This is a genomic window from Xanthomonas euroxanthea (genome assembly GCF_903989455.1).
GTDB classification, from domain to species: domain Bacteria; phylum Pseudomonadota; class Gammaproteobacteria; order Xanthomonadales; family Xanthomonadaceae; genus Xanthomonas; species Xanthomonas euroxanthea.
The window spans coordinates 2,648,534-2,673,914 of the sequence record NZ_LR861803.1 but is presented as its reverse complement, the minus strand read 5'-3'; the positions used below and the strand labels follow the sequence as shown (position 1 = coordinate 2,673,914).

The window sequence follows — 25,381 nt, the reverse complement described above, 5'->3', positions numbered from 1 at the left end:
ATGCGCATCGGCAGTGACCGAAGCCAGGACGAGCCGCATATCGATCTGGTGCCATTGATTGACGTCATCCTTGTCCTCATCATCTTTTTCGTGGTGACCACGACCTTCGACGCACGCTCCACGCTGCAATTGCAGCTGCCGACCGCCAGCGACCAGCACAGCAGCACACCGCCACGTTCGCTGAGCGTGCTGGTCAATGCCGATGGGCGTTATTTCATCAACGATCAGGAAGTGCTGCGTTCGGACGTGGACTCGCTCAAGCAGACCATCGCCCAGCTCGCCGGCGACGACCGCGAGCAGACGGTGTTGTTGCGTGCCGATGCACGCACGCCGTATCAAGCGGTGGTGACCGCGCAGGATGCGTTGGGGCAACTCGGCTTCCGCCGCATCGCGATCGCCACAGCGCCTCAAGCCGGGGCGACATCCACGACCGGCCAGACCCGCACTAACGGAACCCGCCAGTGACCACCTCCAACGACCGCCCGGCGCCAGTTTCGTCCTGGCGCACGTACCGTCGCCTGCTGGCCTTCGCCAAGCCGTATCGCCTGTTGCTGGTTGCCGCGCTGATTGCCGCGCTGATCGAGGCGGCAGGTACGACCGGCTTTCTGGCGTTGATGAAGCCGATCACCGACGAAACCTTCATCTACAAGAATGCCGAGGTCAGCCGCTGGCTGCCGGTGCAGATCATCCTGTTGTTCGTAGTGCGCGGGGTCGCCGGCTACATCACCGATATGGCGATGGGCAAATCCGCACGCAGCATCGCGCGCGATCTGCGCGTCAAGGTGATGTCCAAATACCTGCGTCTGCCGGGGTCGCGCTTCGATTCCGAGCCGGTCCCGTCGATGTTGATCCGCCTGGGCTCGGACTCGGACCAGGTGGCGCAGGCGGCGGTGGATGCGGTCAAGGTGATGATCCAGCAGTCGCTGCAGGTGATCGGCGCGTTGGCGCTGATGCTGTGGCATAGCTGGCAGGTCACGCTGACCATCCTGGTGCTGGCGCCGGTACTGGCCTGGGTGATGGACAAGGTGGCGCGGCGCTATCGCCGCATCAGCCACAGCATCCAGGAAAGCGGCGCGCATCTGTTGCAGGCGGCCGACCAGACCTTGTCCAGCCACCAGGAGGTCAAGATCTACGGCGCCCAGCAGACCGAAATGGAGCGCTATGGCGCGCTGGCCGACCGCAATCTGCGGCTGGCGATGAAGGTCGAATCCACGCGCGGCATTTCCACCGCCACGGTGCAGATGATCGGCGCGATCGGTCTGTCGGCGCTGCTGTTCGTGGCTGGTGCGCAGGCATTGGCCGGGCGGCTGACCGCAGGTGATTTCGTAGTGCTGATGACCTCGATGCTGACGATCATTCCCGGGCTCAAGCAGCTCACCAATGTGCAGAACATGGTGCAGCGCGGCCTGGCCTCGGCCGAGCGCCTGTTCTCGGTGCTCGACAGTGCCGACGAGCCGGATCAGGGCACGGTGCCGCTGATGCGCGCCAAGGGCTTGATCGAGTTCCGCAACGTCACTGCGCGTTATCCGGGGCAGGTGAATCCGGCCCTGGCCGAGGTCAGTTTCGTGGCGCAGCCGGGCACGGTGACGGCGATCGTCGGGCGTTCCGGCAGCGGCAAGTCCAGCCTGATCAAGTTGATTCCGCGCTTCTACGAGGCAGAGTCCGGGCAGATCCTGCTCGACGGGCACCCGGTGCAGGCGTACGCATTGGCCGATCTGCGTCGGCAGATCGCCCTGGTCGGCCAGCAGGTGATGCTGTTCGACGGCAGCATCGCCGACAACGTCGCCTATGGCGAAATGCGCAGTGCCGACGCCGGCCAGCTGGAACGCGCGATCCTGGGCGCCAATGCGATGGAGTTCGTCGCGCAGCTGCCCGAAGGCCTGCAGTCGCACGTGGGCACCAAGGGCGGGCGCCTGTCCGGTGGCCAGCGCCAGCGTCTGGCGATCGCGCGCGCGATGCTCAAGGACGCGCCGATCCTGATCCTGGACGAAGCCACTGCGGCGCTGGACAACGAATCCGAACGCCTGGTGCAGGACGCCCTGCATAAATTGATGCCGGACCGTACCACCCTGGTGATCGCGCACCGCCTGTCCACGATCGAGCATGCCGACCAGGTGCTGGTGATGGACCAGGGTCGCATCGTCGAGCGCGGCACCCATCGCCAATTGCTGGAGCAGGGTGGCTTGTACTCGCATCTGCACGGCATGCAGTTTCGCGAACGTCAGGCATGAGCAAGCGCGGCGCCCGCACGCCGGGCTACTGGTACGACAATGCGCCGATTCCGCTGTCGGCGCGGCTGCTGGCGCCGGTCTACGGTGCAGCCATCGCGCTGCGACGCGCGCTGTATCGCCGCGGCTGGCGCAAGCGCCACGGCGTGCCGGTGCCGGTGATCGTGGTGGGCAACGTCACCGCCGGCGGCACCGGCAAGACCCCGTTGACGATTGCCCTGGTCGCCAAGTTGCAGGAAGCCGGCTGGACGCCCGGCGTCGCCAGTCGCGGTTATGGCCGCGAGGCGTCGGATACTGCACGCTGGGTCGAGGCGGACACGCCGGTGGCGCTCGGCGGCGACGAGCCGGTACTGATCGCCTGGAAAACCGGCGCACGCGTGCGCGTGGACCGCGATCGCCTGGCCGCGGCGCGCGCCCTGGTCGAAGCGGGCTGCGACATCGTCGTCTGCGACGACGGGCTGCAGCACTACCGGCTCGCCCGCGATGTGGAGATCGAAGTGGTCGATGGCCAGCGCCGTTACGGCAACGGGCGCCTGTTGCCGGCCGGGCCATTGCGCGAACCGGCGGCGCGTGCGCGCGACTGCGATTTCCGCGTGGTCAATCTGGGCCAGGCCAGCGCAGCGACGACGACACCCGTGCCCGCGCCCGATGACGCCGGATTCGGCGAATGGCAGATGCGCCTGAGCATCGACAGCGTGCAACCGATGGATGGCAAGCGCGCTCAGCCATTGAGCAGGCTGGCCGGCCAGCGCGTGCATGCAGTGGCCGGGATTGCGCATCCGGAACGCTTCTTCGCGATGCTGCGCGCGCGCGGCATCGGCGTGGTGCCGCATGCCTTTCCCGATCACCACGTCTATCGCGCCGCCGACTTCAGTTTCGGCAGCCGCCTGCCGGTGCTGATGACCGAAAAAGACGCGGTCAAATGCCGGCCCTTCGCCGACGAGTGGCTGTACAGCGTACCGCTCAAAGCAGAGTTGCCGGCGGCGTTCTGGGTGAGTCTGCTGGATCGCCTGGACAAGTTGGCGAGTCGGCAAGGCGTGTAAGCGCGGCGCCAGCAATGGCGCCGTGGATGGACCCTTCAGCGATCTAAAGCGCTGGGCACTTTCCGAGCTGTCCTGAAGTGCTGGGTGCGACAATCGGCTTTGATGCCTGGCTTGGCTGCAGGGTCCTTGCCCACCCACCATCGCAGGACACGCCGCAAGTACGTCCGTGTAGGCTCTGGCGCGGCATCCATGCCGCTCAAGGTCCCGCGACGGTGGGCGGGCAAGGACCAGTCGGGATGGTCGGTGCGCACAGTTTAAAAAGCAGTGCGAGAGGTGCGTTGTCCGACACTGATACGCTTTCTCGACGTCCGGTGCAGATCAAGCGACAACCAGCTTTTCACGTGGCCAGCGACCAACTCTCTGGTGCGGTGAGGACACCGCGCCCTCGATTCACTTAAGCTTTTGCTTAAGCATCGAACCGCGTTTCCGTGATGCAATGGTTCGAAGTCGTGGATGCTTTATGCGTAAAAACTTCAAGCATCACGCGGGTGCATGATGCGATGTGGTCATCTCGTTTCCTCACACATTCCAGTTTTCCAGAGCGCGCACGTATGACTAACTCAACGCCTGCAGATTTCGTCGTCGCCATTCCCGCGCGCTACGCGTCCACGCGCTTGCCGGGCAAACCGCTGCAATTGATCGGCGATCGCCCGATGATCCAGCATGTGGCCGAGCGGGCACTGCTGGCCGGGGCGCGCGAGGTCTGGGTGGCCACCGACGATGCGCGCGTTGCCGAGGTGATCGACGGCCTGCCCGGCGTGCATGTGGCGATGACTGGCAATGCGCACGTATCGGGAACCGACCGGCTTGCCGAGTGCGCGCGGATCGCCGGCTGGGAGGCCGACACCTGCGTGGTGAACCTGCAGGGCGACGAGCCGTTCGCGCCGGCGGCCGGCATCCGTGCGGTGGCCCAGTTGCTGCTGCACTCCGGTGCCGAGATGGCCACGCTGGCCGCGCAGGTCGACGACGCGCACGAGCTGTTCGATCCCAATGTGGTCAAGCTGGTGCGTAGTGCTGGCGGCGACGCCTTGTATTTCAGCCGCGCGCCGATTCCCTGGCATCGCGACAGCTTTGCCAGTCAGCCCGACACCTTGCCTGGTGACGGGCAGTGGCTGCGCCACATCGGGATCTATGCCTACCGTGCGGGGTTTCTGCAGCGCTTTGCCGCAATGCCGCCCGGCATGCTGGAGCGCATCGAGTCACTGGAACAACTGCGCGTGATGGAGGCCGGCTACCGCATCGCGGTGGCAGTGACGCCCGAGCAGTTTCCGCCGGGCATCGATACCCCGGACGATCTGGCGCGCGCGCAAACCCGCCTGGCGTCGGCATGAGGGTGCTGATCGTGTGCCTGGGCAACATCTGCCGCTCGCCAATGGGCGAGGGCGCCCTGCTTGCGCGGCTGGAGGAGGCGCGCTTGTCGTCGCGGATCGAGGTCGACTCGGCCGGTACCGGCGACTGGCATGCCGGCGACCCACCCGATCCGCGCGCGATTCGCTGTGCACGCGGCCATGGCGTGGACATCTCCGGATTGCGCGCGCGCCAGGTGCGTACGGCAGACTTCGGGCACTTCGACTGGCTGCTGTGCGCCGATGGCAGCAATCTGCGTGATCTGCAACGCCTCGCCCCGGCGCCGCTGCGCGACAAGCTGGCCTTGTGGCTGCCCTGGGCGGGCGTGGAAGAGCGAGACGAAATCCCCGACCCCTACACCGGTGGCATGGACGATTTTGAGCGTGTCTGGCAGCTGGTCGATACCGCTGCGCGCCAGACCGTGGCCAGGCTCACCCGCCGCTAATCGGGCTTGGGCATAATTACGATATGACTGCCCAGCTCACCCAGGAACTGCCGGAATTTCCTACCTGGCTCAACGCCAGGCCATCCACGCTGCAGGAGCATCGTGGGCGTGCACTGGTGCTGGCATTCGTCAATGCCAGCTCGGTGTGGTGCGCCGAGCGCCTGGCCGAGCTGGCGCACTGGCAGGCCCGCAGCCCCGGCCGGCTGCAGGTGATCGTGGTGCAGGTGCCGCGCTTTGACAGCGAACGCGAGCCGCAACGCGCACTCAAGCAGCTGCGCGGTCATGGTGTCAGCGCCCCCATTTTGCTCGACAGGGACTGGGAGACCTGGCGCCGTTTCGGCATCGAATCCTGGCCCACGCTGGTGCTGCTCGATGCCTACGGCCGCGAGCGTCAGCGCCTGGTCGGCGTGACTGGCGATCTCGACAAGGCACTGGTCGCCCTGTGCGAGGGCCAGCAGCTGCCATCGGATGCCGATCTGCATGGGGTGGCCGAGCGCGACCCCGAGCCGCGCCTGGAACTGCGGTTTCCAACCGGTCTTGCCGCCACCGAGGACCGCCTGTACATCGCCGACACCGGTCATCACCGCGTGCTCGAATGCACGCATGGTGGCCGCGTGCTGCGCCAGTTCGGTCATGGCAATGCGGACTTCATCGATGGTGGCGTCGGTGAAGCGGCGTTCCGGCGTCCGCAGGGCCTGGCGCTGGAACGCGACGAGCTGTATGTCGCCGACACCGGCAATCACGCCTTGCGTCGCATCAACCTGCGCAGCGGGCAGGTCGATACCTTGTGCGGCACCGGGCGCTCCGGCGAGCCGGTCGAGGGGCCGCTGGCGTTCGCCGGTGCCTCAGCGCTGCATTACCCGCAAGGGCTGGCGGTTGCCGACAATCAGGTATTGATTGCCATGGCGGGCGACAACCGCATCTGGAGCTATGACCTGGGTCGCGCCGCATTGAGTGCACGCGCCGGTACCGGCGCGCTCGAGATTCGCGATGGCAGCGGGCATCTGGCCGCGTTCGCACAGCCGGCCGGGTTGGCCGCGGTGCAGCAGGTGGCCTACGTCTGCGACGGCCTGGGCTCGTCGATCCGCACCATGCAATTGCGCGGCGATCTGGTGCAGACCCTGGTCGGCGGGCAGGGCACCTGGCAGTTCGGCGACGAGGACGGCCCGCGCGGCAGGGCGCGCCTGCAGTTTCCGCAAGCCATCGCCCTGGCTACCGATTCGCCGATGCTCTGGATTGCCGACACCGGCAACGGCCGCCTGCGTTGCCTGCGTCTGGGCGGCGGCGAACTGACCACCGTCTTGCTGCCACGCCGCCTGCATGGCCCGGCCGGGCTGGCAGTTGCCGCCGGCGCGGTATGGATTGCCGAGACCGATGCCCATGCCGTGTTGCGCTACGACCTGGCGAGCGGCGAACTGCGCGATGTTTCGATAGAAGAATGAACGCAAGGCCCCAAGCCGATTTCGATGGAAAGGCGTTTGCTGCCCAACTGAGCACTGCGCCCGGCGTCTACCGCATGTACGCGAGCGACGACACCTTGCTGTACGTCGGCAAGGCCGGTGCGCTGCGCAAGCGGGTGGGCAGCTATTTCAACGGCACGCCGAAGAATGCGCGGCTGACCTCGATGCTGTCGCAGGTCGCGCGGATGGACGTCACCGTGACCCGCAGCGAGGCCGAAGCGTTGCTGCTGGAAAACCAGCTGATCAAGTCGCTGTCGCCGCGCTACAACGTGTCATTGCGCGACGACAAGAGTTATCCCTACGTGCTGCTGACACGCGAGCAGTGGCCGCGCATCGCCCTGCACCGTGGCCCGCGCGCCGTGCAGGGGCGCTATTTCGGCCCCTATACCGGCGTCACCGGCGTGCGCGAAACGCTGAGCCTGATGCACAAGCTGTTCAAGTTGCGCAGTTGCGAGGACAGCGTGTTCCGCAATCGCTCTCGGCCCTGCCTGCAATATCAGATCGGTCGCTGCAGCGCGCCCTGCGTGGAGCTGGTCGCCGCTTCCGACTACGCCGAATCGGTGCGCCGCGCCACCATGTTTCTGGAAGGCAAGAGCGACCAGCTCGGCGAAGAGATCATGCACTCGATGCAGCAGGCCAGCGAAGCGCTCGAGTTCGAGCGCGCCGCGCGTCTGCGCGACCTGCTGTCCTCGCTGCGCAGCATGCAGAATCGCCAGTACGTGGACGGCCGCGCGGCGGATCTGGATGTGCTGGCCTGCGCCACGCAAGCCAGCCAGGCCTGCGTGCTGCTGCTGAGTTTTCGCGATGGCCGCAACCTGGGCACGCGCTCGTTCTTTCCCAAGACCAATGGCGAAGACAGCGCGGACGAAATCCTGGCTGCATTCGTCTCGCAGTACTACGCAGAGCATTCGCCGCCGCGCGAGATCCTGCTCGATCGCGAAATTCCCGATGCCGAACTGATCGAGGCCGCACTCGGCAGCGCCGCCGAGCACAAGGTCACGTTGAAGTGGAACGTGCGCGGCGAACGTGCCGGCTACCTGCTGCTGGCCACCCGCAATGCGCAGCTGACCCTGGTCACCGAACTCACCAGCCAGAGCGCGCAGCACGCACGCAGCGAGGCACTGCGCGAGATGCTGGGGCTGGCCGAGCAGGTCAAGCGGGTGGAGTGCTTCGATATCAGTCACACCATGGGCGAGGCGACGGTGGCCTCCTGCGTGGTGTTCGATGCCAACGGGCCGGTGCGCGGCCAATACCGGCGCTTCAATATCTCCGGGATCACGCCAGGTGACGACTACGCCGCGATGCGTCAGGCCATCGAGCGGCGTTTTCGACGTGCGGTGGAAGAAAACGGCGTACTGCCCGACGTGCTGCTGATCGATGGCGGCGCCGGTCAGCTGGCGCAGGCCAAGGGCGCGCTGGCCGATCTGGGCATCGAGAACGTGCTGTTGGTCGGCGTGGCCAAGGGCGAGGAACGCAGGGCAGGGCATGAAGCGCTGATCATGGCCGATGGCCGCGAGCTGCGGCCGGGCGCGGCATCGCCGGCACTGCAGTTCATCCAGCAGGTGCGCGACGAAGCGCACCGTTTTGCGATCACCGGTCACCGTGGCCGTCGCCAGAAGGCGCGCATGACCAGCAAGCTCGAGGATATCCCCGGCATCGGTCCGCGCCGGCGCGCGAGCCTGCTCAAGCATTTCGGCGGCCTGGTCGGGCTCAAGGCCGCCGGCGAGGCCGAGATTGCGCGGGTGGAGGGCGTCAATGCCGCACTTGCCGCGCGAATCTACGCTAACCTGCACGGGCTGGCGCTTCCCGATGCGGCAGGCGAGTCGAGTCCGTAATGAAGTTGACCATCCCCACGTGGCTGACACTGCTGAGGATCGTGATGATCCCGGTGTTGGTCGTGGTGTTCTACCTGCCGTACACCTGGACCAATTTCGCGTCCGCCGGCGTGTTCGCGCTGGCCGCCATCACCGACTGGCTGGATGGCTGGGTCGCGCGGCGTTATCACCAGTATTCGGCCTTCGGCGCATTCCTGGACCCGGTGGCCGACAAGTTGATGGTCGCGGTGGCATTGTTCCTGATCGTGCAGGGCCACCCCACGCCGTGGATGGCGTTCTGGGCGGCGGTCATCGTCGGACGTGAAATCGCGGTGTCGGCGTTGCGGGAATGGATGGCCGAGATCGGCCAGCGCGCCAAGGTGCGGGTGGCGGTGATCGGCAAGGTCAAGACCACCGCGCAGATGGTCGCGCTGCTCTGCCTGCTGTATTCGGTCACGCCGGGGCAGATGCCCACGCACGAAATCTGGTTCGGCAACCTGATCTTCCGTGCCGGTTACTGGACGCTGGCGATCGCCGCGCTGCTGACGCTGTGGTCGGGATTCCAGTACCTGCAGGCCGCCTGGCCGAGCCTGCGTGCCGACGAAAAAGCCGCGATCACCAGCAAACCGAAAAAAGTCGAAAGCAATAGTTGACAGCGATGCTGTTCGCTGTAGAATTTCGCCTCCCAAGCGGGAATAGCTCAGTTGGTAGAGCGCAACCTTGCCAAGGTTGAGGTCGCGAGTTCGAGTCTCGTTTCCCGCTCCAGATGTAGACAAGGCCCCTTGCCCGAGGTCTCGTTGTTTCAAGGCAGGATGCCTTGGGTTTGATGTTTCGGCCTGGTGGTAGAGTGGTTATGCAGCGGACTGCAAATCCGCGTACGCCGGTTCAATTCCGGCCCAGGCCTCCACATTGCATGCGTTTTTCATGCGTCGGCAACGACGACAGGACTGGCGCAACGAAGTAACAAGCTGTACAATTTTGCTCCACGCGGGAATAGCTCAGTTGGTAGAGCGCAACCTTGCCAAGGTTGAGGTCGCGAGTTCGAGTCTCGTTTCCCGCTCCAAATTCAGGCCCCGGATATCAAGCGATATCCGGGGCTTTTTATTGGTTGATCGTCTGGTACGCAGAAGCGCGCAGCTCCATCTCGTTCAACGCAGTTTCGCATCACTGTCGAAGTGGGCCGTGGCGTCGATCCATGGTCTGCTCACGATCTTCCACGTCGGGCCGGGATGCATATGCATTGACGCCTGCGATCATTTTCGGGGGCAGGGAGCTGCCTGAGGGCGCGCAATACATTGCCCAAGCACGACGCAGAGGTGTGACCGATCGCCATGCGCTATGCCAGCGACAACGCAACTGCGGAGACCAGTCGGTGCGTGCATGGCGTTGCGCGATTCGCAACGCGATAAGCGTGTGCCCGGGGCGGGAATCGAACCCGCATAGCCTTGCAGCTGAGGGATTTTAAGTCCCTTGCGTCTACCAGTTTCGCCACCCGGGCATTGCGATAGCGTGCCTGATTGCGCGCCGATTGTGAATCGCCGCGTCGCAGGCGCGCCGCACTGATGGCCCGATGGTCGGCTGCGCTATGCTGCCACCGCGCAGGCGCGCAGCAACCGGCTGCGCACGATTGAAGGAACCGCATGTCCAGCACCACGTTACTCGCTCCGCAGCAGGCCCGCATCGCCGTGATCGGGCTGGGCTATGTCGGCCTGCCGCTGGCCGTCGCCTTCGGCGAACAGCGCGACACCTTAGGCTTCGACATCGATGCGCAACGGGTCGGGCAATTGCGCGATGGCCATGACGCCACGCTGGAGCTGGACGACACCGAGCTGGCCGCCGCCACCCGCCTGCGCTACACCGCCAACGCTGCGGACCTGGCCGCGTGCAGCATCTTCATCGTCACCGTGCCGACGCCGATCGACAGCTTCGAGCAGCCCGACCTGGAACCGCTGCGCAGTGCCACCACGCTGATCGCCGCCGCGCTCAAACCCGGCGACCTGGTGATCTACGAATCCACCGTCTACCCGGGCACCACCGAAGAAGTCTGCGTGCCCTTGCTCGAAGCTGCCTCGGGTTTGCGCTTCAACGACGACTTCTTCTGTGGCTACAGCCCCGAGCGCGTCAATCCAGGTGACCGCCAGCGGCGCCTGCGCGATATCCGCAAGATCACTTCCGGCTCCACCGCCGAAGCCGCCGATGCGGTCGACGCCTTGTATGCCGGCATCATCACCGCCGGCACCTGGCGGGCACCGTCGATGCGCGTGGCCGAGGCCGCCAAGGTGGTCGAAAACATCCAGCGCGACGTAAACATTGCGCTGGTCAACGAGTTGGCGTTGATCTTCGACAAGCTGGGCATCGACACATTGGATGTGCTGGAGGCGGCCGGAACCAAATGGAATTTCCTGCCGTTCCGGCCCGGCCTGGTCGGTGGCCACTGCATCGGGGTGGATCCGTATTACCTGATGCACAAGTCCGAAAGCGTGGGCTATCACCCGGACCTGATCCACACCGCGCGCCAGGTCAACAACCGCGTCGGCCGGCACGTGGCCGAGCGTGTCTGCGGCATGCTGGCCACGCGTGGCGTGGTGCTTGCGCAGGCGAGGGTGCTGGTGCTGGGCGCCACCTTCAAGGAGAACTGCCCGGACCTGCGCAACAGCCGGGCGCTGGAACTGGTGCAGCTGCTGCAAGCTGCGGGCGTGCAGGTCGATACCTGCGACCCGTGGGCCGACCCTGCAGAAGCGCTGCATCATGCCGGCGTGCAGTTGTGCGAGCTTGCGGACGAGGGTGCCTACGACGCCGTGGTGCTGGCAGTGGCGCACGCGCAATACCGCGACTACGACGCGCAGCGCATCGCAGCGCTAGGCAAACCCGGTGCGGTGATCTATGACGTCAAATCGGTATGGCCGCGCGATGCGGTCAGCGATCGGCTGTAGCGCGGTCGCCCGGTCGCCGCAGCCACTGCACCGCGCCATGCGCGGCACGTAATCCGCTGGCAAAGCAGGCAGTCAGCAGATAGCCACCGGTCGGTGCTTCCCAGTCGAGCATTTCGCCGGCACAGAACACTCCGGGGTGCGCGCGCGCCATCAGTCGCGCATCCAGCGCCTCCAGCTGCACACCACCGGCCGAGCTGATTGCCTCGGCAAGCGGGCGCGGTCGCAGCAGACGTAGCGGCAATCGCTTGAGCGTGCGCGCTGCCAGCGCAGGATCGTCGCCCGCCTGCTTGCCCAGATGTTCGTAGAGCAAGGCGGCCTTGACGCCATCGATGCCGAGCTGACGGCGCAGATGCTCGCTGAAACTGCGTCCCTTGCGCGGTTTTTCCAGCTCGGCGTTGACGCGTTCCAGCGTGCGCCCCGGCAGCAGGTCCAGCACCAGCTCCGCCACGCCATCCGCATCGATCTGCGCGCGAAGATCCGCAGCCAACGCATAGATCAGGCTGCCCTCGATGCCGGTGGACGTCGCCACGCACTCGCCCTGCAACTGATGCGGTGTGCTGTGGCGGTCCTGCCAGTGCGCAACCACGGGTTTGAGTGGCGCACCGGCATGTCGCTGCACGAAATGCGCACTCCAGGCGATGTCGAAGCCGCAGTTGGCCGGTACCAGCGGTGCCACCGCAATGCCGCGTTCCTGCAGCACCGGTTGCCAACGACCATCGGAACCGAGCTGCGGCCAGCTGCCACCACCGAGCGCCAGCACCACGGCATCTGCAGTGCGTTCGACGTCGCCGGTGGGCGCATGGAAGCGCAACGCGCCGTCATCGCTCCAGCCAAGCCAGCGATGCTGCACATGAAATGCCACACCCTGTTCCTTGAGTCGGCGCACCCAGCCGCGCAACAACGGCGCGGCCTTGCGATCCATCGGGAACACGCGTCCGGAACTGCCGACGTAGGTTTCCACACCGAGGTCGCGCGCCCAGCCACGCAGCGCGTCTGCATCGAACGCCTGCAGCCACGAGGCGACCGCCTCGGTGCGCTCGCGATAGCGCTGCGCAAACACCGGCATCGGATCGGAGTGGGTGAGGTTCAGCCCGCCCTTGCCGGCAATCAGGAACTTGCGCCCCACCGACCCCTTGGCTTCGTACAGGTCGACCGCCAGGCCCGCCGCACACGCCGCTTCTGCAGCCATCAGACCGGCCGGCCCACCACCGATCACCGCCAGCCGCCGCTTGCTCGCATCCGTCATTGCTCAGGCCTTCAGCGCGGCTGCACGCCAAGCAATTCCACATCGAACACCAGCGACGCGCCGGGCGGAATCACCCCGCCTGCGCCGTTGTCGCCATAGCCGTACTCGGGCGGAATCATCAGGGTACGCTTGCCGCCCACGCGCATGCCGGCCACGCCCTCGTCCCAGCCGCGGATCACCTGACGGCCGCCCAGCGCGAACTGGAATGGCTCGGCGCGATCAAGCGAGCTGTCGAACTTCTTGCCGTGCTTGTCGGCGGCTTTTTCGTCGTACAGCCAGCCGGTGTAGTGCACGGTGACCATCGCGCCCGGCGTGGCTTCGGCACCGGTACCGACGTTGCGGTCGATCCGCTCGAACGCGGCGATGGTGCCGCCGGAGGGCGGCAGGGCGGGCGTGCAGGCTGCGAGCAGCAGGGCAGCACAAAGCGTCAACAGAAGGCGCATGGGAGGGTCCGGCAAGGGAAGTGCGCCATTATCGCATCCGGCTCCCGGTATCATCGCGCCCATGGCCAAGCTGCTGCTCAATCTGCGCAATGTTCCCGATGACGAGGCCGACGAGGTACGGGCGCTGATGCGCGAGCATCTCGTACCGATCTACGAAACCCGGCCCAGTAACTGGGGCATTTCCGCCGGCGGCATCTGGCTCAGCGACGATGCCGATTACCCGCGCGCCAAGGCGGCGATGGATGCGTACCAGGCGCAGCGGGGTGCCCTCGCGCGCGCACAACGCCAGGATGCGCTCGCTGCCGGCACCGCCGAAACCTTCGGCGCGCTGCTGCGCAAGCGCCCGCTGTTCGTGATTGCCACGTTGATCGGCATGCTGGTTGTCGCCTCGCTGGTGCTGCTGCCGTTCCTGCTGCTGCGCGGCTGATCGCACCTTTGGCCGCATCGGCTTAAAATGGCCGCATGATCACCAATACCGCTGCCTACCAGTTCGTCACCATCCAGGATCCGCAGTCGCTCGCCGACAGCGTCCTCGCGCAGGCCGGGCAGCAGGCCTTGAAAGGATCGGTGCTGGTGGCCGAAGAGGGGATCAACCTGTTTCTGGCCGGCGAAGCCGAACAGGTCGGTACGTTCTACGCATGGCTGCAGGCCGATCCGCGCTTTGCACAGATGCGCATCAAGTACAGCCTGAGCGCGTCGCAGCCGTTTGCGCGGCTCAAGGTGAAGGTCAAGCCGGAGATCATCAGCTTCCGCCGCGACGATGCCTCGCCGCTGCAGGGCCGTGCGCCGGCAGTGACGCCCGCCACGCTGCGCGCGTGGATGCAGGAAGGGCGCGACGATCGCGGCCGCCCGTTGGTGCTGCTGGACACGCGCAATGCCCAGGAAGTCGCGTACGGCACGTTCCAGGGAGCGTTGACGCTGCCGATCGACAAGTTCACCGACTTGCCGGCTGCGCTGGAACCGCATCGCGCTGCATTGGCCGATGCCACCGTGGTCAGCTTCTGCACCGGCGGCATCCGTTGCGAGAAAGCTGCGCTGTGGATGCAGGCCGACGGCATGGACAACGTGCTGCAGCTTGAAGGCGGCATCCTCGGCTACTTCGAAGAGGTCGGTGGCGAAGGCTACGACGGCCGCTGCTTCGTGTTCGACGAGCGCGTTGCACTCGATGCGCAACTGCGCCCCTTGGTGGACGCCGAGTGCAGCACCGAAGCAGGAAAAATCTGACCGGGGGCGAGTGAATTGCCCGATGTTCGCGCATTGGGGGCGCTCGCATCATCCGATCACGCCGCGATCGTGCATTCAATGCCTGCCATGACACGCGGCGGCAGAGTGCGTCGCATTCTTACTCAAATGTAATACGTCGCATCGAGCTTGCCCTGAATTATTCACGGAGATAGGCTGCATCAGCCAGCCGCACAGCGAGGACAACAAGGATGACCATCAGAGTTTTTCTGATCGACGATCATGCACTCGTGCGTACCGGCATGAAGATGATCCTGTCCAAGGAAGTGGACATCGATGTGGTGGGAGAAGCGGAGAGCGGGGAGGCGGCCTTGCCGCAAATTCGCCAGCTCAAACCCGAGATCGTGCTCTGCGACCTGCATCTGCCCGGTGTCAGCGGCCTGGAAATCACCGAGCGCATCGTCAAGGGCGATTACGGCACCCGCGTCATCATCGTGTCGGTGCTGGAAGACGGCCCGTTGCCCAAGCGTCTGCTTGAAGCTGGCGCATCTGGCTATGTCGGCAAGGGCGGCGATGCGCAGGAACTGCTGCGTGCGGTGCGCGAAGTCGCACTGGGCCGGCGCTATCTCGGCAATACCATTGCGCAGAATCTGGCCCTGTCCAATCTGGAAGGGGGCAGCTCGCCGTTCGATGCGCTATCGCCGCGCGAACTGGAGGTCGCCCTGTTGCTGACCCAGGGCCTGCGCCAGGAAGACATCGCCAAGCGCCTGAACCTCAGCGCCAAGACCATCAACACGCACAAGGCGCGCCTGTTCGAAAAGGTCGGCATCCAGGACAACATCGCCCTGGCGCGTCTGGCCAATCAGTACGGCCTGACCGACCCGGCGCGCACCCTGTAAGCCAAGTTCCTCGGATTCGATCTTGCAGATGCGGCGGTCGGATGCTGCCGCATAAGGTGCTGTTGCGGGGAGCCGGAATGCCGGCATGACACTGCTGCACGCAAAAACAAGGCGGCCCGAAGGCCGCCTTGTCTGACGCCACCTGCCTGGATTTACCCAGGCAGGTTCAACCGGCCGGGAGACGATCAGTGATCGCCGCGCGGCTTGTTGGTGTCGTCTTGCTGCGCCTGGGCGTCATCGCCGTTAGGCGATGCATCTGCCGGCTTCGCCGCCTCGGACACGACGACGGTCGCCTTCGGCTTGTCTGCAGTCGGCTCGGTGGCGTCTGCAGGCACCACGGGCGCGACCGATGCCGGCCGCTCGGGCGCCTTGTAGGGCACCGGCGTTTCGGCCTGTGGCGGTGTCGCCGCGGTTGCATCGGCCGGAGCCAAGGCGTCCAGCAGCGTGGTCTGCACCGGAGCGTACGGCTTGCGTGCCGGCGCAGCGTCGACAGACGGGGAGGTCTGCGGCACCGTGGTGGTGGACGTCGCGGCAACATCGGTTGCCGGGCTTTCCACCGTTGACGGCTCGGCATGCGGCGGCTTGGATGTCACCACGTTCGCCTGGGCGCTCGACGGCGTAGCAGCGACCGGCTTGGGAACGCTGCCCGCTGCCGGCGTTGCGTCGGTCTTCGCCGGCTCCGCTTGCGTTGCTGCCGCGGCGGCCACCGGTGCTGCCTGTTCCTGCCGGGCAACTTCCTGCCGAGCAACGGCCGGCGCTGCAGCGTCGGCCGATACCGACGCCGGTGTTGACCGCATCGACGGCTCGGACGAAGGCTCTGCCGAGGAAGCGGCACTCTCGACAGGCGAGGAAGCGGCACTCTCGACAGGCGAAGCTGCAGCAGGAGCCGCCGCCGACGTCGCAACCGGAGCCGAAGCGGCAACCGGGCTCGACGCAGCGGACGGAGTCGCAGCGGCAACCGGAGCCTGAGCCTGCGGATTCGCCGATTCCTGCGCAACGACCGGAGCCTGAGGCGCTTGCGGACGCGGTGCATTGGCCGACGCCTGCACAGCCGGTTGCGCTGCAGCTGGCGCTGCATTGCCAGCCGGGGCCGTTGCAACCGGTGCCACAGAGGCCGCCGGTGCATCGCCACGTGCCTGTTCGGCTGCGGTCACTGCAGGGCTCGCAGCTTGCTGTTCGAACGACGGCGTGGCATTGGAAACCGGCGCCGTGGTCGACGTCGTGTCGGCCGCCAGCGGCGCTTCCGCACGTTCCTTCGGTACCGGGCGCGGCTTCACTGCTGCCGGAGTGCTGGACTCCGGCTTGGTGCGTGCCGCTACCGCGGGCGTGGTCGCGTCATCGTCGAAGTCGAACTCCGGCTGTCCGGCGCGCGGGGCAGCAGAGGTGTGGACCTGCGCACCGGCATCGTCGCTCTCGGTGTCGCCATCGAGATCGCCCTCGGCATCGCCGTCCAGATCGTCCGTTTCCAGACCATCGACGCCGCTACCGCCTTCACCGTTTGCACCAGCGCCGCGACGGCGACGACGGCCACCGCGACGACCGCGACGACGACGGCTGCCGCCTTCGCCATTGGCCGCATCATCGCCTGCCGCCTCCGGTGCCTGGCCGTCCGCATTCGCGTCGGTGCCGCGATCGGCATGCGCTTCGGTCACGATGACCTCGACCGGGTGTGCCGGTGCAGCCTCATGTGCCGAGGCCTGCGTTGCCGGTGCCGCGGTTTCGGCAATCGCCGCGACCACGGTCGCAGTCGTGGCGGTTGCGGCCGTGGAGGTCAGCGTCTGCGCCGAGGCAGTGCCTTCGTCCTGACGCGCAGGCCGCTGCTGCCGCTCGGACGGCGCGCCGTCCTGCTGCTGTACAGCTGCACGCGGCGGGCGCGGTGCCTGGTTCTGCGGCTTCTGCTTCTGCTGCTGTGCCTGCTGCGGCTGCTTGGGTTGCTGTGCCTCGCCGCGTGGCGGCTTGGGCACCTGCACCTGCTGCGCCTGCCCGCCGTTCTGCGCAGCCTGGCCATTGGCCGGCTGACGACGCTCGTCACGACGCTCCTTGTTGGCGCCATTGCCGTTGCCATTGCCGCGGTGCTGACTGCCACCGTTGCCACCATTGCGGGCATCACGGCCGTCGCGACGCTGACCGCCACGGTCGCTACGCTCGTTACGGCTGCTGCGGCCGGCATCGTTCTGACGCGGACGCTGGGTCGACTCGGGCGCAGGCGCGACTGGCTCGACGCCACCGAAGATGCGCTTCAGCCAGCCGACCACACCGGTCACCGGCGCGGGCAGCGGCAGTGCCGCGACCGGAACCGGAGCCGGTGCAGGTGCGGCGGCAACCGGGGCAGGGGCCTCTTCACGCAGCGGCGCCGGCTGGCTCGGCTTGATCGAGGTCACTGCCGGCGCAGCCGGGATATTCAACTGTGCCTTGGTCAGCGCATGTACCGGCAACTTGCGCGGGGTGCCGCGCTGGTAGCTCGGCTTGCCGCTGTCTTCGCCCAGCTCGTTCTCGCGCAGGCGGGTGACTTCGTAGTGCGGGGTATGCAGCTGTTCGTCGGCGACGATGATGATCGGCGATTCGTGACGCTGCTCGATCTCACGCAGCGCGCTGCGCTTTTCGTTGAGCAGGTAGTTGGCGATCTCCACCGGGGCCTGCACCAGCACCTGTCCGGTGTTTTCCTTCATGGCGTGCTCTTCGGCCACGCGGATGATCGACAGCGACAGCGACTCGACGCTGCGCATGCGGCCATGGCCGTCGCAACGCGGGCACACGATCTGGCTGGATTCGCCCAGGCTCGGACGCAGGCGCTGGCGGCTCATTTCCATCAGGCCAAAGCGCGAGATGCGGCCCAGCTGCACGCGTGCGCGGTCGTACTTGAGCGCGTTCTGCAGCTTGTTTTCGACTTCGCGCTGGTGCTTGGTCGAGGCCATGTCGATGAAGTCGATCACCACCAGGCCGCCCAGGTCGCGCAGGCGCAGCTGGCGCGCGACTTCCTCGGCCGCTTCCAGATTGGTCTGGAAGGCGGTCTCCTCGATGTCGCTGCCCTTGGTGGCGCGCGAGGAGTTCACGTCGACGGCGGTCAGCGCTTCGGTCTGATCGACCACGATCGACCCACCCGAGGGCAGCCGCACGTTGCGCTCGTAGGCGCCTTCGATCTGCGATTCGATCTGGAAGCGGTTGAACAGCGGAATGTCGTCGGTGTAGTGCTTGAGCTTGCGCAGGCTCTGCGGCATCACCTGCTGCATGAACTCCTGGGCGTCGGCGTACAGCTCCGGCGTATCGACCAGGATCTCGCCGATGTCGGCGCGCAGGTAGTCGCGCAGGGCGCGGATGATCAGGCGCGATTCCTGGTAGATCAGGAACGCGGCCGGCTTGCTCAGCGCCGCCTCGGCGATCGCCTTCCAGGTCTGCAGCAGGTAGTCCAGGTCCCACTGCAGCTCTTCGGCGTCACGGCCGACACCGGCGGTGCGGATGATCACGCCCATGTCGTCGGGGATGTCGAGCTTGTCCAGCGCTTCCTTCAGCGCGGCACGGTCTTCGCCTTCGATCCGGCGCGAGACGCCACCGGCGCTCGGCGAATTGGGCATCAGCACCATGTAGCGGCCGGCCAGCGAGATGAACGTGGTCAGGGCGGCGCCCTTGTTGCCACGCTCTTCCTTGTCGACCTGCACCACGATTTCCTGGCCTTCGCGCAGCAACTCGCGGATGGTCGACTTGTTGTGGTCGACGCCAGCCTGGAAATAATCGCGGGAGATTTCCTTCAGCGGCAGGAAGCCATGGCGCTCGGCGCCATAGTCCACGAACGCCGCCTCCAGGGAGGGCTCGAGCCGGGTGATACGGCCCTTGTAGATGTTGGACTTCTTCTGTTCCTTGGACGGCTGTTCGATGTCGATGTCGTACAGGGTCTGGCCGTCCACAATCGCCACGCGCAGCTCTTCGGCCTGCGTTGCGTTGATCAGCATTCGCTTCATTATTGCGTTCCTCTCGCGCTCTACCGCGCGGAACGCCGTGACGTTTCGCCTCTGGAACAGCTTGTCGGCCCTTCGCGCAACGCGCGGACAGGCCTGACCAGGGTTTCCAGCGCTGCAACACCACGGCAGGCCGCGGGAGCGCTTGTCTTAAGTTTTATAGGTGTTTCAGGGCCGGCAGCCGCGTCCGGAAGAACCGGGGCAGCGCACGGGACATGTTCAGCGCAACGGTCAAAAACCGCTGGCGATGGCCGGGCAGGCCGGTGAGCCGCTAACATGGCCGCCCCGGGGGCGGTGGTCGCGCACTGTGCCGGAATCATCGGAAGGCAGGCTTCTGGCCAATCAACTTCCAACGAAATCAAACCCTTATCTCGCTCGCCGAGTGTAACAGAATAAAGAGCCGGATGACCGACCCCCAGCCCCCCAAGCCGCCTGCCGACCGTGTGGGCGTGCGTATTCTCAAAGTTCCGCAAGACCGTGCTGGGCAGCGGCTGGACAATTTCCTGCTCGGCCAGCTCAAGGGCGCGCCACGCAGCCTGATCTACAAGCTGGTGCGCAGCGGCCAGGTACGCGTGAACGGCGGGCGGGCCAAGGCCGAGCGCAAGCTCGAAGGCGGCGAAGAAGTGCGGATTCCGCCGGTGCGCGTTGCCGAAGAGGGCGACAAGGCCGCGCCACCGTCGTCGTTCCTGGCGCGGCTGGAAGCGGCGATCGTGTTCGAGGACGCACGCCTGCTGGCGCTCAACAAGCCATCCGGGGTCGCCAGCCATGGCGGCAGCGGGATCAGCTTCGGCGCCATCGAGACCCTGCGGGCGCTGCGGCCGAACCAGACCCTGGAACTGGTGCACCGGCTCGACCGCGATACCTCCGGGCTGTTGATCGTGGCGAAAAAGCGCTCCGCGCTGACCGAGATGCAGGCCTTGATGCGGGAGGACGACCGCGTCGAGGGCCGCGGCATCACCAAGCGCTATCTGACCTTGCTGGTCGGTCGCATGCCGGACGGGGTGATGACGGTCGATGCGCCACTGCACATCGGGCTGCGCCAGGGCGGCGAGCGGCATGTGCAGGTCAATGCGATCGGCAAGCCGTCGCTGAGCCACTTCACGCTGCTGGAGCGGCGTGGCGGGCACTCGTATTGCGAAGTCCGCATCGAAACCGGCCGCACCCACCAGATCCGCGTGCACGCCCAGCACCTGGGGCATCCGGTGGCCGGTGACGACAAGTACGGCGAGGCGGAGGTCAACAAGCGCCTGCGAGACCAGCTCGGCCTGAAGCGTTTGTTCCTGCATGCCGCGTCGCTGGAATTCACGCTGGACGGCGGCAAGACGCCCTACGTCTTGAGCGCGCCGCTGGCGCCGGAGCTGGCCGAGGCACTGGACCGGCTGGGGCGCTGACGCAGCCAGGGCGGGCAGGGAGGCTACATCGGCGCGGATGCTGGGGCCGCACCCGCGCCATGTGCGGCTGTGCGGGTCACGATCCTGCCGGTAGAGCGGAACCCGCGCTCGTCAGGGGAATGGCGATCCAAACCTGGCATCCGAACGCCACCGATCGCACAAGGCAATCGCGTCTCGCTGCCACGTCGCGTGGTCGTCGCAGGCCGCGCTAGGGCGTGGCGAAGCGGAACAACACCAGGCTGATCGCCAGCGTGCCCATGCCGGCGACCAGGCCGTAGACCGTCTCGTGGCCCTGCGCGTAGCGCTTGGCGGCCGGCAGCAATTCGTCCAGTGCCAGGAACACCATCACCCCGGAAATCAGGCCGAAGACGGTGCCGAACACCGCTTCGGACAGCACGCTGGACAAGGCCAGATAGCCGATGCCGGCGCCGATCGGTTCGGCCAGTCCGCTGAGCAGGCTGGCGCCAAAGGCGTAGAGCTTGTTGCGGGTGGCGAAGTACACCGGCACCGCAATGGCGATGCCCTCGGGAATGTTGTGGATGGCGATGGCGAACGCGAGCGGCATGCCGACCGCGGGGCTTTCCAGCGTGGCGAAGAAGGTTGCCAGGCCTTCGGGAAAATTGTGCGCGGTGATGGCGATGGCCGTCATCAGGCCGACCCGGCGGATATAGGCCCGGTTGTCGTCGCGGAACAGCGGATCGTCGCTGGACAGGCTCTGGTGCGGGTTGGGCACCAGGCGGTCGATCACCATGATCAACAGCATGCCCCCCAGAAACGCCAGCGTGCCGAAGGTGAAGCCGAGCTTGTCGTTGTAGGCGTTGGAGAACGAAGCGATCGATTTGTTGAGAATCTCCGACAGCGATACGTACACCATCGCGCCGCCGGCGAATGCCAGCCCGAACGCCAGCAGGCGCGGATTGGGCTTCTTGGAGAACACGACCATCAGGCTGCCGAGTCCGGTCGCCAGGCCAGCCGCCAGCGTGACCGCAAATGCGGTCCAGACATTGTGGGATGACACTTCGAGCATGTGACGCACGACCTCGTGGAATGGAACCGACCTGCGGGGAGCGTGGCGACTGCTGCTGCGCACTTTGCGCATGGCCACGCTGCGCCTGCAGGATGGCCATGCCTGGATGACGAACACGTGGTGTCTGACGCGGCAGGCCTGGCGCGTGCACGCTGACAGCTGGCGAACACTGCGGTGGCTGGCGCTGCTGGAGGCCTGCGCGGTGCTCGGCGTTGGGGGCGGCGCGCCAGCGGGTTACCGCCGCCGCGTCTGTTCGCGCAACGTATCAACAGCGGCTCAGGCGCCTCGACGCGCCCGCTCTTCGATGGCAAAGCATTCGTCCGGGCGCGGCACCGGCGGCTTGAAGGCGACCGGCACCTGGATCGTCTGCGGCACCGCCTGGCCATTGCGCGTGGCGGCCCGGAATTTCCACTCGCGCACGCGTTTTTGCGCGGCTTCGTCCAGCACCGGCTGACCGCTGCTTTGCGCGACCGATACGTCGGTCGGGGTGCCTTCGACACCGACCACCACCCGGAGCACGGCAGTGCCGCCGATGCCGGCACAGGCCAGTTGCGGTGAGTATTCCGGCGGCGGCGTCTTCAAGGCGGCCAGTTCGGTTGGAGCCACCGCCGGGGCGGCCGGCGGCTGCGACGACTTGCCACAGCCGCTGATGCCGACGGCAATGAACAGGCCGGCGAGGGCGGTGCGAGACGGGGTCATGGGGTGGCTCCTTGATCGTAGAGCTGGGCGGCCTTGGCCGCGCAGATGAAATCGTTTTCGCTCAATCCGCCGACGTCGTGGGTGGAATAGCGCACTACCACGCGGTCGTAATGCACGCCCAGGTCGGGGTGGTGGTCTTCGCGGTGGGCGATCCACGCCAGCGCGTTGACGAAGGCCAGCGTGCGGTAATAGTCGGCAAAGCGGAACGTGCGGGTGATCGCCGTGCCCAGTTCGGCCAGCTCCCAGCCTGGCACCTGCGGCAGCAATTCGGCCAGGCGCGCTTCGCCGAGCTTGTGGTCGCTGCCCTTGCGCGGCAGGCAGTGGGCCTGTTCCAGGGGAATCAGATCGGTCATGACAGTCTCGCAGGGGTGGCGGACAGCGCGTTCACTCAGGATCACGGTGTTCCATGAGCGCAGGCGCATTGAGCGGTAGAATAACCCCATGATCCAGATATCCGACAAAGCCCAAACCTATTTCCGCAAGCTCATCGAACGCGAGGGCGTGCCCGGCATGGGCGTGCGCCTGAGCGCAGTGGACGCCGGCACCCCGCGCGCCGACGCCCGGCTCGAGTTCGCCGAACCGGCGGACCTGAGCGGTGACGAATGGGCGATCGACTGCGACGGCTTCACCTTGTATATCGTCGCCGCCAGCGTGCCCTGGGTGGATGGCGCCGAAATCGACTACGTCACCCAGTCCACCGGCAACCAGCAGCTCACCATCAAGGCGCCCAAGATCAAGGGCGAAGCGCCGGCCGACTCTGCATCGATGGTGGAGCGCGTGCGCTGGGTGGTGGAAAACGAGATCAACCCGCAGCTGGCATCGCATGGTGGCCGTGTTGCGGTGCAGGAGGTCTCGGCAGAGGGTGTCGTGCTGCTGCGCTTCGGCGGCGGTTGCCACGGCTGCGGCATGGCCGATGTGACCTTGAAGCAGGGCATCGAGAAGACCTTGATGGGGCGCGTGCCCGGCGTGATTGCGGTGCGCGACGCGACCGATCACGCCACTGGCGACGCGCCGTATATTCCGCGCGACAGCGCGGCCTGATTCCGCGCCACCGGTGACCACGGCCGCCGATCTGCTGCAGGCACTGCGTGCGCGCATGCCGGGCAAGCTCATCCTGGATCGGCGCACCGGCCTGCCTTACGGCTGGGCAACCTGGATGAGCAATCGCATCGGGCCGGCGGCTGCGTTCGACGATGACCAGGTGATGGGCGTGCTGCTGGCACGGCCAGCGTCGCCTGCAGGTGCTGGCATGGCGTTGCTGTTGTCGCCGTTCCAGGCATTTCGCAGCCTGTGGTGGCAGCACTGGGAGCCGCGGCCGAAGGACCAACGGCCGCAACACTGGCTGGCGCTGCTCGCTAGCCTGTTGATCCATCTCGGTTTCATCGCACTGCTGATGTGGGTCGTTACGGTGCGCTGGGCGCCGGACGACACCAAGACCGGCGACGAATCGCGGGTGCGGATGACCTTCATTGGCAACGGAGCGGCGGAGCAGGGCGGTGGGCAAAGGCAGCCCGCTGACGCGGCGCAGGCCGCCTCGGGCGATGCGGCTTCAGCGCCGCAATCCGCTGCGTCCGTTGCAACCGGCAGGCCGAGCAAAGCAAGTGCAGCACCGTCGGAGCCTGCGCCCGCCGAGCCACCAGTCGATCCTTCAAGTACTGCCCAGGCGCAGGACATCGCGCCGGAACCGGAGGCTGCCGCTGCCAGCGAACCGGTGGCGCCTGAGGTGCCACGTGTGAGCGTGCAGGTTCCGCCGGTGACGATTGAATCGCCGCTGCAGGTCACCGAAACACCGGTGGCCACGAACGACTTCGTCGTGCCGCCGCCGCCCACGATCACGGTGGCTCCGCGTCCGGCTGCCCCGGCCGCGCCGCAGATCGAGGTGCGCCAGCGCGATATCCAGACCGTCACCGAACAGCCGCAACTGCGCGAATTGCAGGGTCCTGCAGCCACGGTGGCGGTGCGCACTGCCAATGCGCCAACGGTGCGCGAGCGGGAAATCGTCGTGCCGGACCGGCCACAGGTCGTTGCGCCGTCCGTGCGTAGCCGCGAGATCACGCCGACAGTTCGCATGCCCGATGTCGCCATTCGAACGGCCGAACTGCCAAGCGTGCCGGACCCGGCGCCCCAGCCGGCACCGGCGGCACCAGCCCGACAGATGCCGGTGACCCCGTCGCCGGCAGCATCTGCGTCGGCGACTGCAGCGACGCAGCCATCGGCAGCTTCCACGCAGCCCAGCCAGGCGCAGGCGAATCCGGCGCGAGGCGCACAATCCAGCAACACCGCAGCGGCGGCCGCATCCGCAACTAGGCCGGCGTCCAGCAATGCCGGTCCAGCCCCGGCAGACCGTAGCGGCGGCTGGGATACCGCGGCCAATGCGGACGACTGGAGCAAATCCGACCGTCGTCGCAGCGGCGAAGCAACAGGTGCCAACGGAACGCGCAATGGCATGTTCAACGCAGACGGCAGCGTCCACGTCGCCGCCGGAACCGGCGATGCCGGCAACGGTGCTGGCGACCGCGGGCCGCCAGGCAGCGAAACCGATACCTGGACTCGCGACCAGATCGCCCAGGGCGGCACCTGGCTCAAACGTCCGCCATACGGCTACACGCCAACCTCGCTGGACAAATACTGGATGCCAAACCAGTCGCTGCTGCAGGAATGGGTGCGCCGCGGCCTGAAGAAGATCGAGATCCCGATCCCGGGAACGACCACCAAGATCAGCTGCGTGGTGTCGTTGCTGCAATTCGGCGGCGGCTGCGGCCTGAGCGACCCGAATCTCAACGATCAACCGGCAACTGCAAGACCGCCGCCGGATGTGCCGTTCAAGCGAGAGCTGCAGGAAGACAATGGGGCTGTTAGGTAGCTAGTTGCTAGGCTTGACCTGACATAATATACATTATGCGAAATCGGTTCTTGGGGCGGTGCGGGCTCGGCTGCGCTGGATCTGGCTTTGGATCAAGATGATTGCCGCGGAGGAAATGCCCCCGTTCCCGCAGACATACACCCCATTCGCCGCGGAAACGCGCCCCACATTTCGCGGAACCCCGGACAAGTCGCCCTAGCTTTGATGGAACGACGGAAAAACCGCCCCGGTGTTGAGTTGTATGTGGACAGCGCACTCTTGGATGCTCCTACGCAGCACTCCCAATGCGTTTCCCACGCACTCAATGGTGATCTTCATTAGCGAGCTTCTATCGCTTCGCGGCGGCGTTGATCGCAGCGTGTGTGCGCTCTATAGAAAGCACAGGTTCGTCCTCTAGCCCTTTCACCA

21 protein-coding genes and 4 tRNA genes are annotated in these 25,381 nt (G+C 66.2%); 18 read left to right on the top strand and 7 right to left on the bottom strand.

Annotated elements, in window-relative coordinates:
- The 11 genes from H7A86_RS11115 (at position 1) to H7A86_RS11065 (ending at position 9,400) form a co-directional block, all read left to right on the top strand.
- A complete protein-coding gene (locus tag H7A86_RS11115; RefSeq protein WP_102254224.1) occupies positions 1-465 on the top strand; it encodes an ExbD/TolR family protein in 465 nt (154 codons plus the stop codon).
- Positions 462-2,231, top strand: coding sequence for a lipid A export permease/ATP-binding protein MsbA (gene msbA, locus H7A86_RS11110; protein ID WP_119131911.1), 1,770 nt, complete (start codon positions 462-464; stop codon positions 2,229-2,231). The genes H7A86_RS11115 and msbA overlap by 4 nt, the downstream gene beginning before the upstream one ends.
- The gene (gene lpxK, locus H7A86_RS11105; RefSeq protein ID WP_119131912.1) at positions 2,228-3,271 is read left to right on the top strand and encodes a tetraacyldisaccharide 4'-kinase; all 1,044 of its coding nucleotides are present in this window, start codon (positions 2,228-2,230) and stop codon (positions 3,269-3,271) included. Before msbA ends, lpxK begins: the two co-directional genes overlap by 4 nt.
- A 551-nt stretch (positions 3,272-3,822) precedes the next feature.
- Entirely contained in the window at positions 3,823-4,602 is a 780-nt protein-coding gene (gene kdsB, locus H7A86_RS11100; protein ID WP_119131913.1) for a 3-deoxy-manno-octulosonate cytidylyltransferase, read from the top strand.
- A complete protein-coding gene (locus H7A86_RS11095) occupies positions 4,599-5,063 on the top strand; it encodes a low molecular weight protein-tyrosine-phosphatase (RefSeq protein ID WP_119131914.1) in 465 nt (154 codons plus the stop codon). Before kdsB ends, H7A86_RS11095 begins: the two co-directional genes overlap by 4 nt.
- 23 nt (positions 5,064-5,086) lie before the next feature.
- Entirely contained in the window at positions 5,087-6,505 is a 1,419-nt protein-coding gene (locus H7A86_RS11090; RefSeq protein ID WP_180707860.1) for a hypothetical protein, read from the top strand.
- Positions 6,502-8,358, top strand: coding sequence for an excinuclease ABC subunit UvrC (gene uvrC, locus H7A86_RS11085; RefSeq protein WP_119128735.1), 1,857 nt, complete (start codon positions 6,502-6,504; stop codon positions 8,356-8,358). Before H7A86_RS11090 ends, uvrC begins: the two co-directional genes overlap by 4 nt.
- Entirely contained in the window at positions 8,358-8,990 is a 633-nt protein-coding gene (gene pgsA / locus H7A86_RS11080; RefSeq protein WP_016902574.1) for a CDP-diacylglycerol--glycerol-3-phosphate 3-phosphatidyltransferase, read from the top strand. Before uvrC ends, pgsA begins: the two co-directional genes overlap by 1 nt.
- A 36-nt stretch (positions 8,991-9,026) precedes the next feature.
- Positions 9,027-9,102, top strand: a tRNA-Gly gene (locus tag H7A86_RS11075).
- Positions 9,103-9,170: 68 nt separating this feature from the next.
- Positions 9,171-9,244, top strand: a tRNA-Cys gene (locus tag H7A86_RS11070).
- An 80-nt stretch (positions 9,245-9,324) separates the two neighbouring features.
- Positions 9,325-9,400 (top strand) — tRNA-Gly (locus tag H7A86_RS11065).
- A gap of 351 nt (positions 9,401-9,751) precedes the next feature.
- Here H7A86_RS11065 and H7A86_RS11060 read toward each other — a convergent pair.
- Positions 9,752-9,835: transfer RNA gene (locus H7A86_RS11060), tRNA-Leu, on the bottom strand.
- A gap of 142 nt (positions 9,836-9,977) precedes the next feature.
- On the opposite strand from H7A86_RS11060, the gene H7A86_RS11055 reads away from it, so the two are divergent.
- Positions 9,978-11,270: a nucleotide sugar dehydrogenase gene (locus H7A86_RS11055; protein ID WP_119131916.1), complete on the top strand. Its 1,293-nt coding sequence runs from the start codon at positions 9,978-9,980 to the stop codon at positions 11,268-11,270.
- Here H7A86_RS11055 and H7A86_RS11050 read toward each other — a convergent pair.
- Entirely contained in the window at positions 11,254-12,516 is a 1,263-nt protein-coding gene (locus H7A86_RS11050) for a TIGR03862 family flavoprotein (protein ID WP_119131917.1), read from the bottom strand. The two genes, H7A86_RS11055 and H7A86_RS11050, sit on opposite strands and share 17 nt — an antisense overlap.
- 11 nt (positions 12,517-12,527) lie before the next feature.
- Entirely contained in the window at positions 12,528-12,959 is a 432-nt protein-coding gene (locus H7A86_RS11045) for an FKBP-type peptidyl-prolyl cis-trans isomerase (RefSeq protein WP_164739046.1), read from the bottom strand.
- A 61-nt stretch (positions 12,960-13,020) separates the two neighbouring features.
- Between H7A86_RS11045 and H7A86_RS11040 the strand changes: the two genes are divergently transcribed.
- The 3 genes from H7A86_RS11040 to H7A86_RS11030 all read left to right on the top strand — a co-directional run bounded on the left by H7A86_RS11040 (position 13,021) and on the right by H7A86_RS11030 (position 15,040).
- Positions 13,021-13,386 (top strand): DUF6164 family protein, encoded by a 366-nt coding sequence (locus H7A86_RS11040; protein WP_104650459.1) that lies wholly within the window; start codon positions 13,021-13,023, stop codon positions 13,384-13,386.
- 35 nt (positions 13,387-13,421) lie between these two features.
- Positions 13,422-14,183 (top strand): sulfurtransferase, encoded by a 762-nt coding sequence (locus H7A86_RS11035; protein WP_119131918.1) that lies wholly within the window; start codon positions 13,422-13,424, stop codon positions 14,181-14,183.
- A 209-nt stretch (positions 14,184-14,392) separates the two neighbouring features.
- Positions 14,393-15,040 (top strand): response regulator, encoded by a 648-nt coding sequence (locus H7A86_RS11030; RefSeq protein ID WP_016904564.1) that lies wholly within the window; start codon positions 14,393-14,395, stop codon positions 15,038-15,040.
- Between the two features lie 185 nt (positions 15,041-15,225).
- Here H7A86_RS11030 and H7A86_RS11025 read toward each other — a convergent pair whose 3' ends face one another.
- Positions 15,226-18,987 (bottom strand): Rne/Rng family ribonuclease, encoded by a 3,762-nt coding sequence (locus tag H7A86_RS11025; protein WP_180708146.1) that lies wholly within the window; start codon positions 18,985-18,987, stop codon positions 15,226-15,228.
- A 410-nt stretch (positions 18,988-19,397) separates the two neighbouring features.
- On the opposite strand from H7A86_RS11025, the gene H7A86_RS11020 reads away from it, so the two are divergent.
- The gene (locus H7A86_RS11020) at positions 19,398-20,384 is read left to right on the top strand and encodes an RluA family pseudouridine synthase (RefSeq protein WP_104582583.1); all 987 of its coding nucleotides are present in this window, start codon (positions 19,398-19,400) and stop codon (positions 20,382-20,384) included.
- Between the two features lie 208 nt (positions 20,385-20,592).
- On the opposite strand, the gene zupT is transcribed toward H7A86_RS11020, so the two are convergent.
- From zupT to H7A86_RS11005, 3 genes are all read right to left on the bottom strand, one after another.
- Positions 20,593-21,411 carry a zinc transporter ZupT gene (zupT, locus tag H7A86_RS11015; protein ID WP_104650463.1) on the bottom strand — a complete coding sequence of 273 codons (819 nt, stop codon included), beginning with the start codon at positions 21,409-21,411 and terminating at the stop codon, positions 20,593-20,595.
- A 276-nt stretch (positions 21,412-21,687) separates the two neighbouring features.
- Positions 21,688-22,110, bottom strand: coding sequence for an energy transducer TonB (locus tag H7A86_RS11010; protein ID WP_119131920.1), 423 nt, complete (start codon positions 22,108-22,110; stop codon positions 21,688-21,690).
- Positions 22,107-22,463 carry a 4a-hydroxytetrahydrobiopterin dehydratase gene (locus H7A86_RS11005; protein ID WP_046342783.1) on the bottom strand — a complete coding sequence of 119 codons (357 nt, stop codon included), beginning with the start codon at positions 22,461-22,463 and terminating at the stop codon, positions 22,107-22,109. Before H7A86_RS11005 ends, H7A86_RS11010 begins: the two co-directional genes overlap by 4 nt.
- 88 nt (positions 22,464-22,551) lie before the next feature.
- Between H7A86_RS11005 and H7A86_RS11000 the strand changes: the two genes are divergently transcribed.
- Positions 22,552-23,151 (top strand): NfuA family Fe-S biogenesis protein, encoded by a 600-nt coding sequence (locus H7A86_RS11000; RefSeq protein WP_039815233.1) that lies wholly within the window; start codon positions 22,552-22,554, stop codon positions 23,149-23,151.
- 13 nt (positions 23,152-23,164) lie between these two features.
- Positions 23,165-24,973, top strand: a complete 1,809-nt coding sequence (locus H7A86_RS10995) for a transmembrane repetitive protein (protein WP_119131921.1) — start codon at positions 23,165-23,167, stop codon at positions 24,971-24,973.
- Positions 24,974-25,381: the final 408 nt, after the last annotated feature.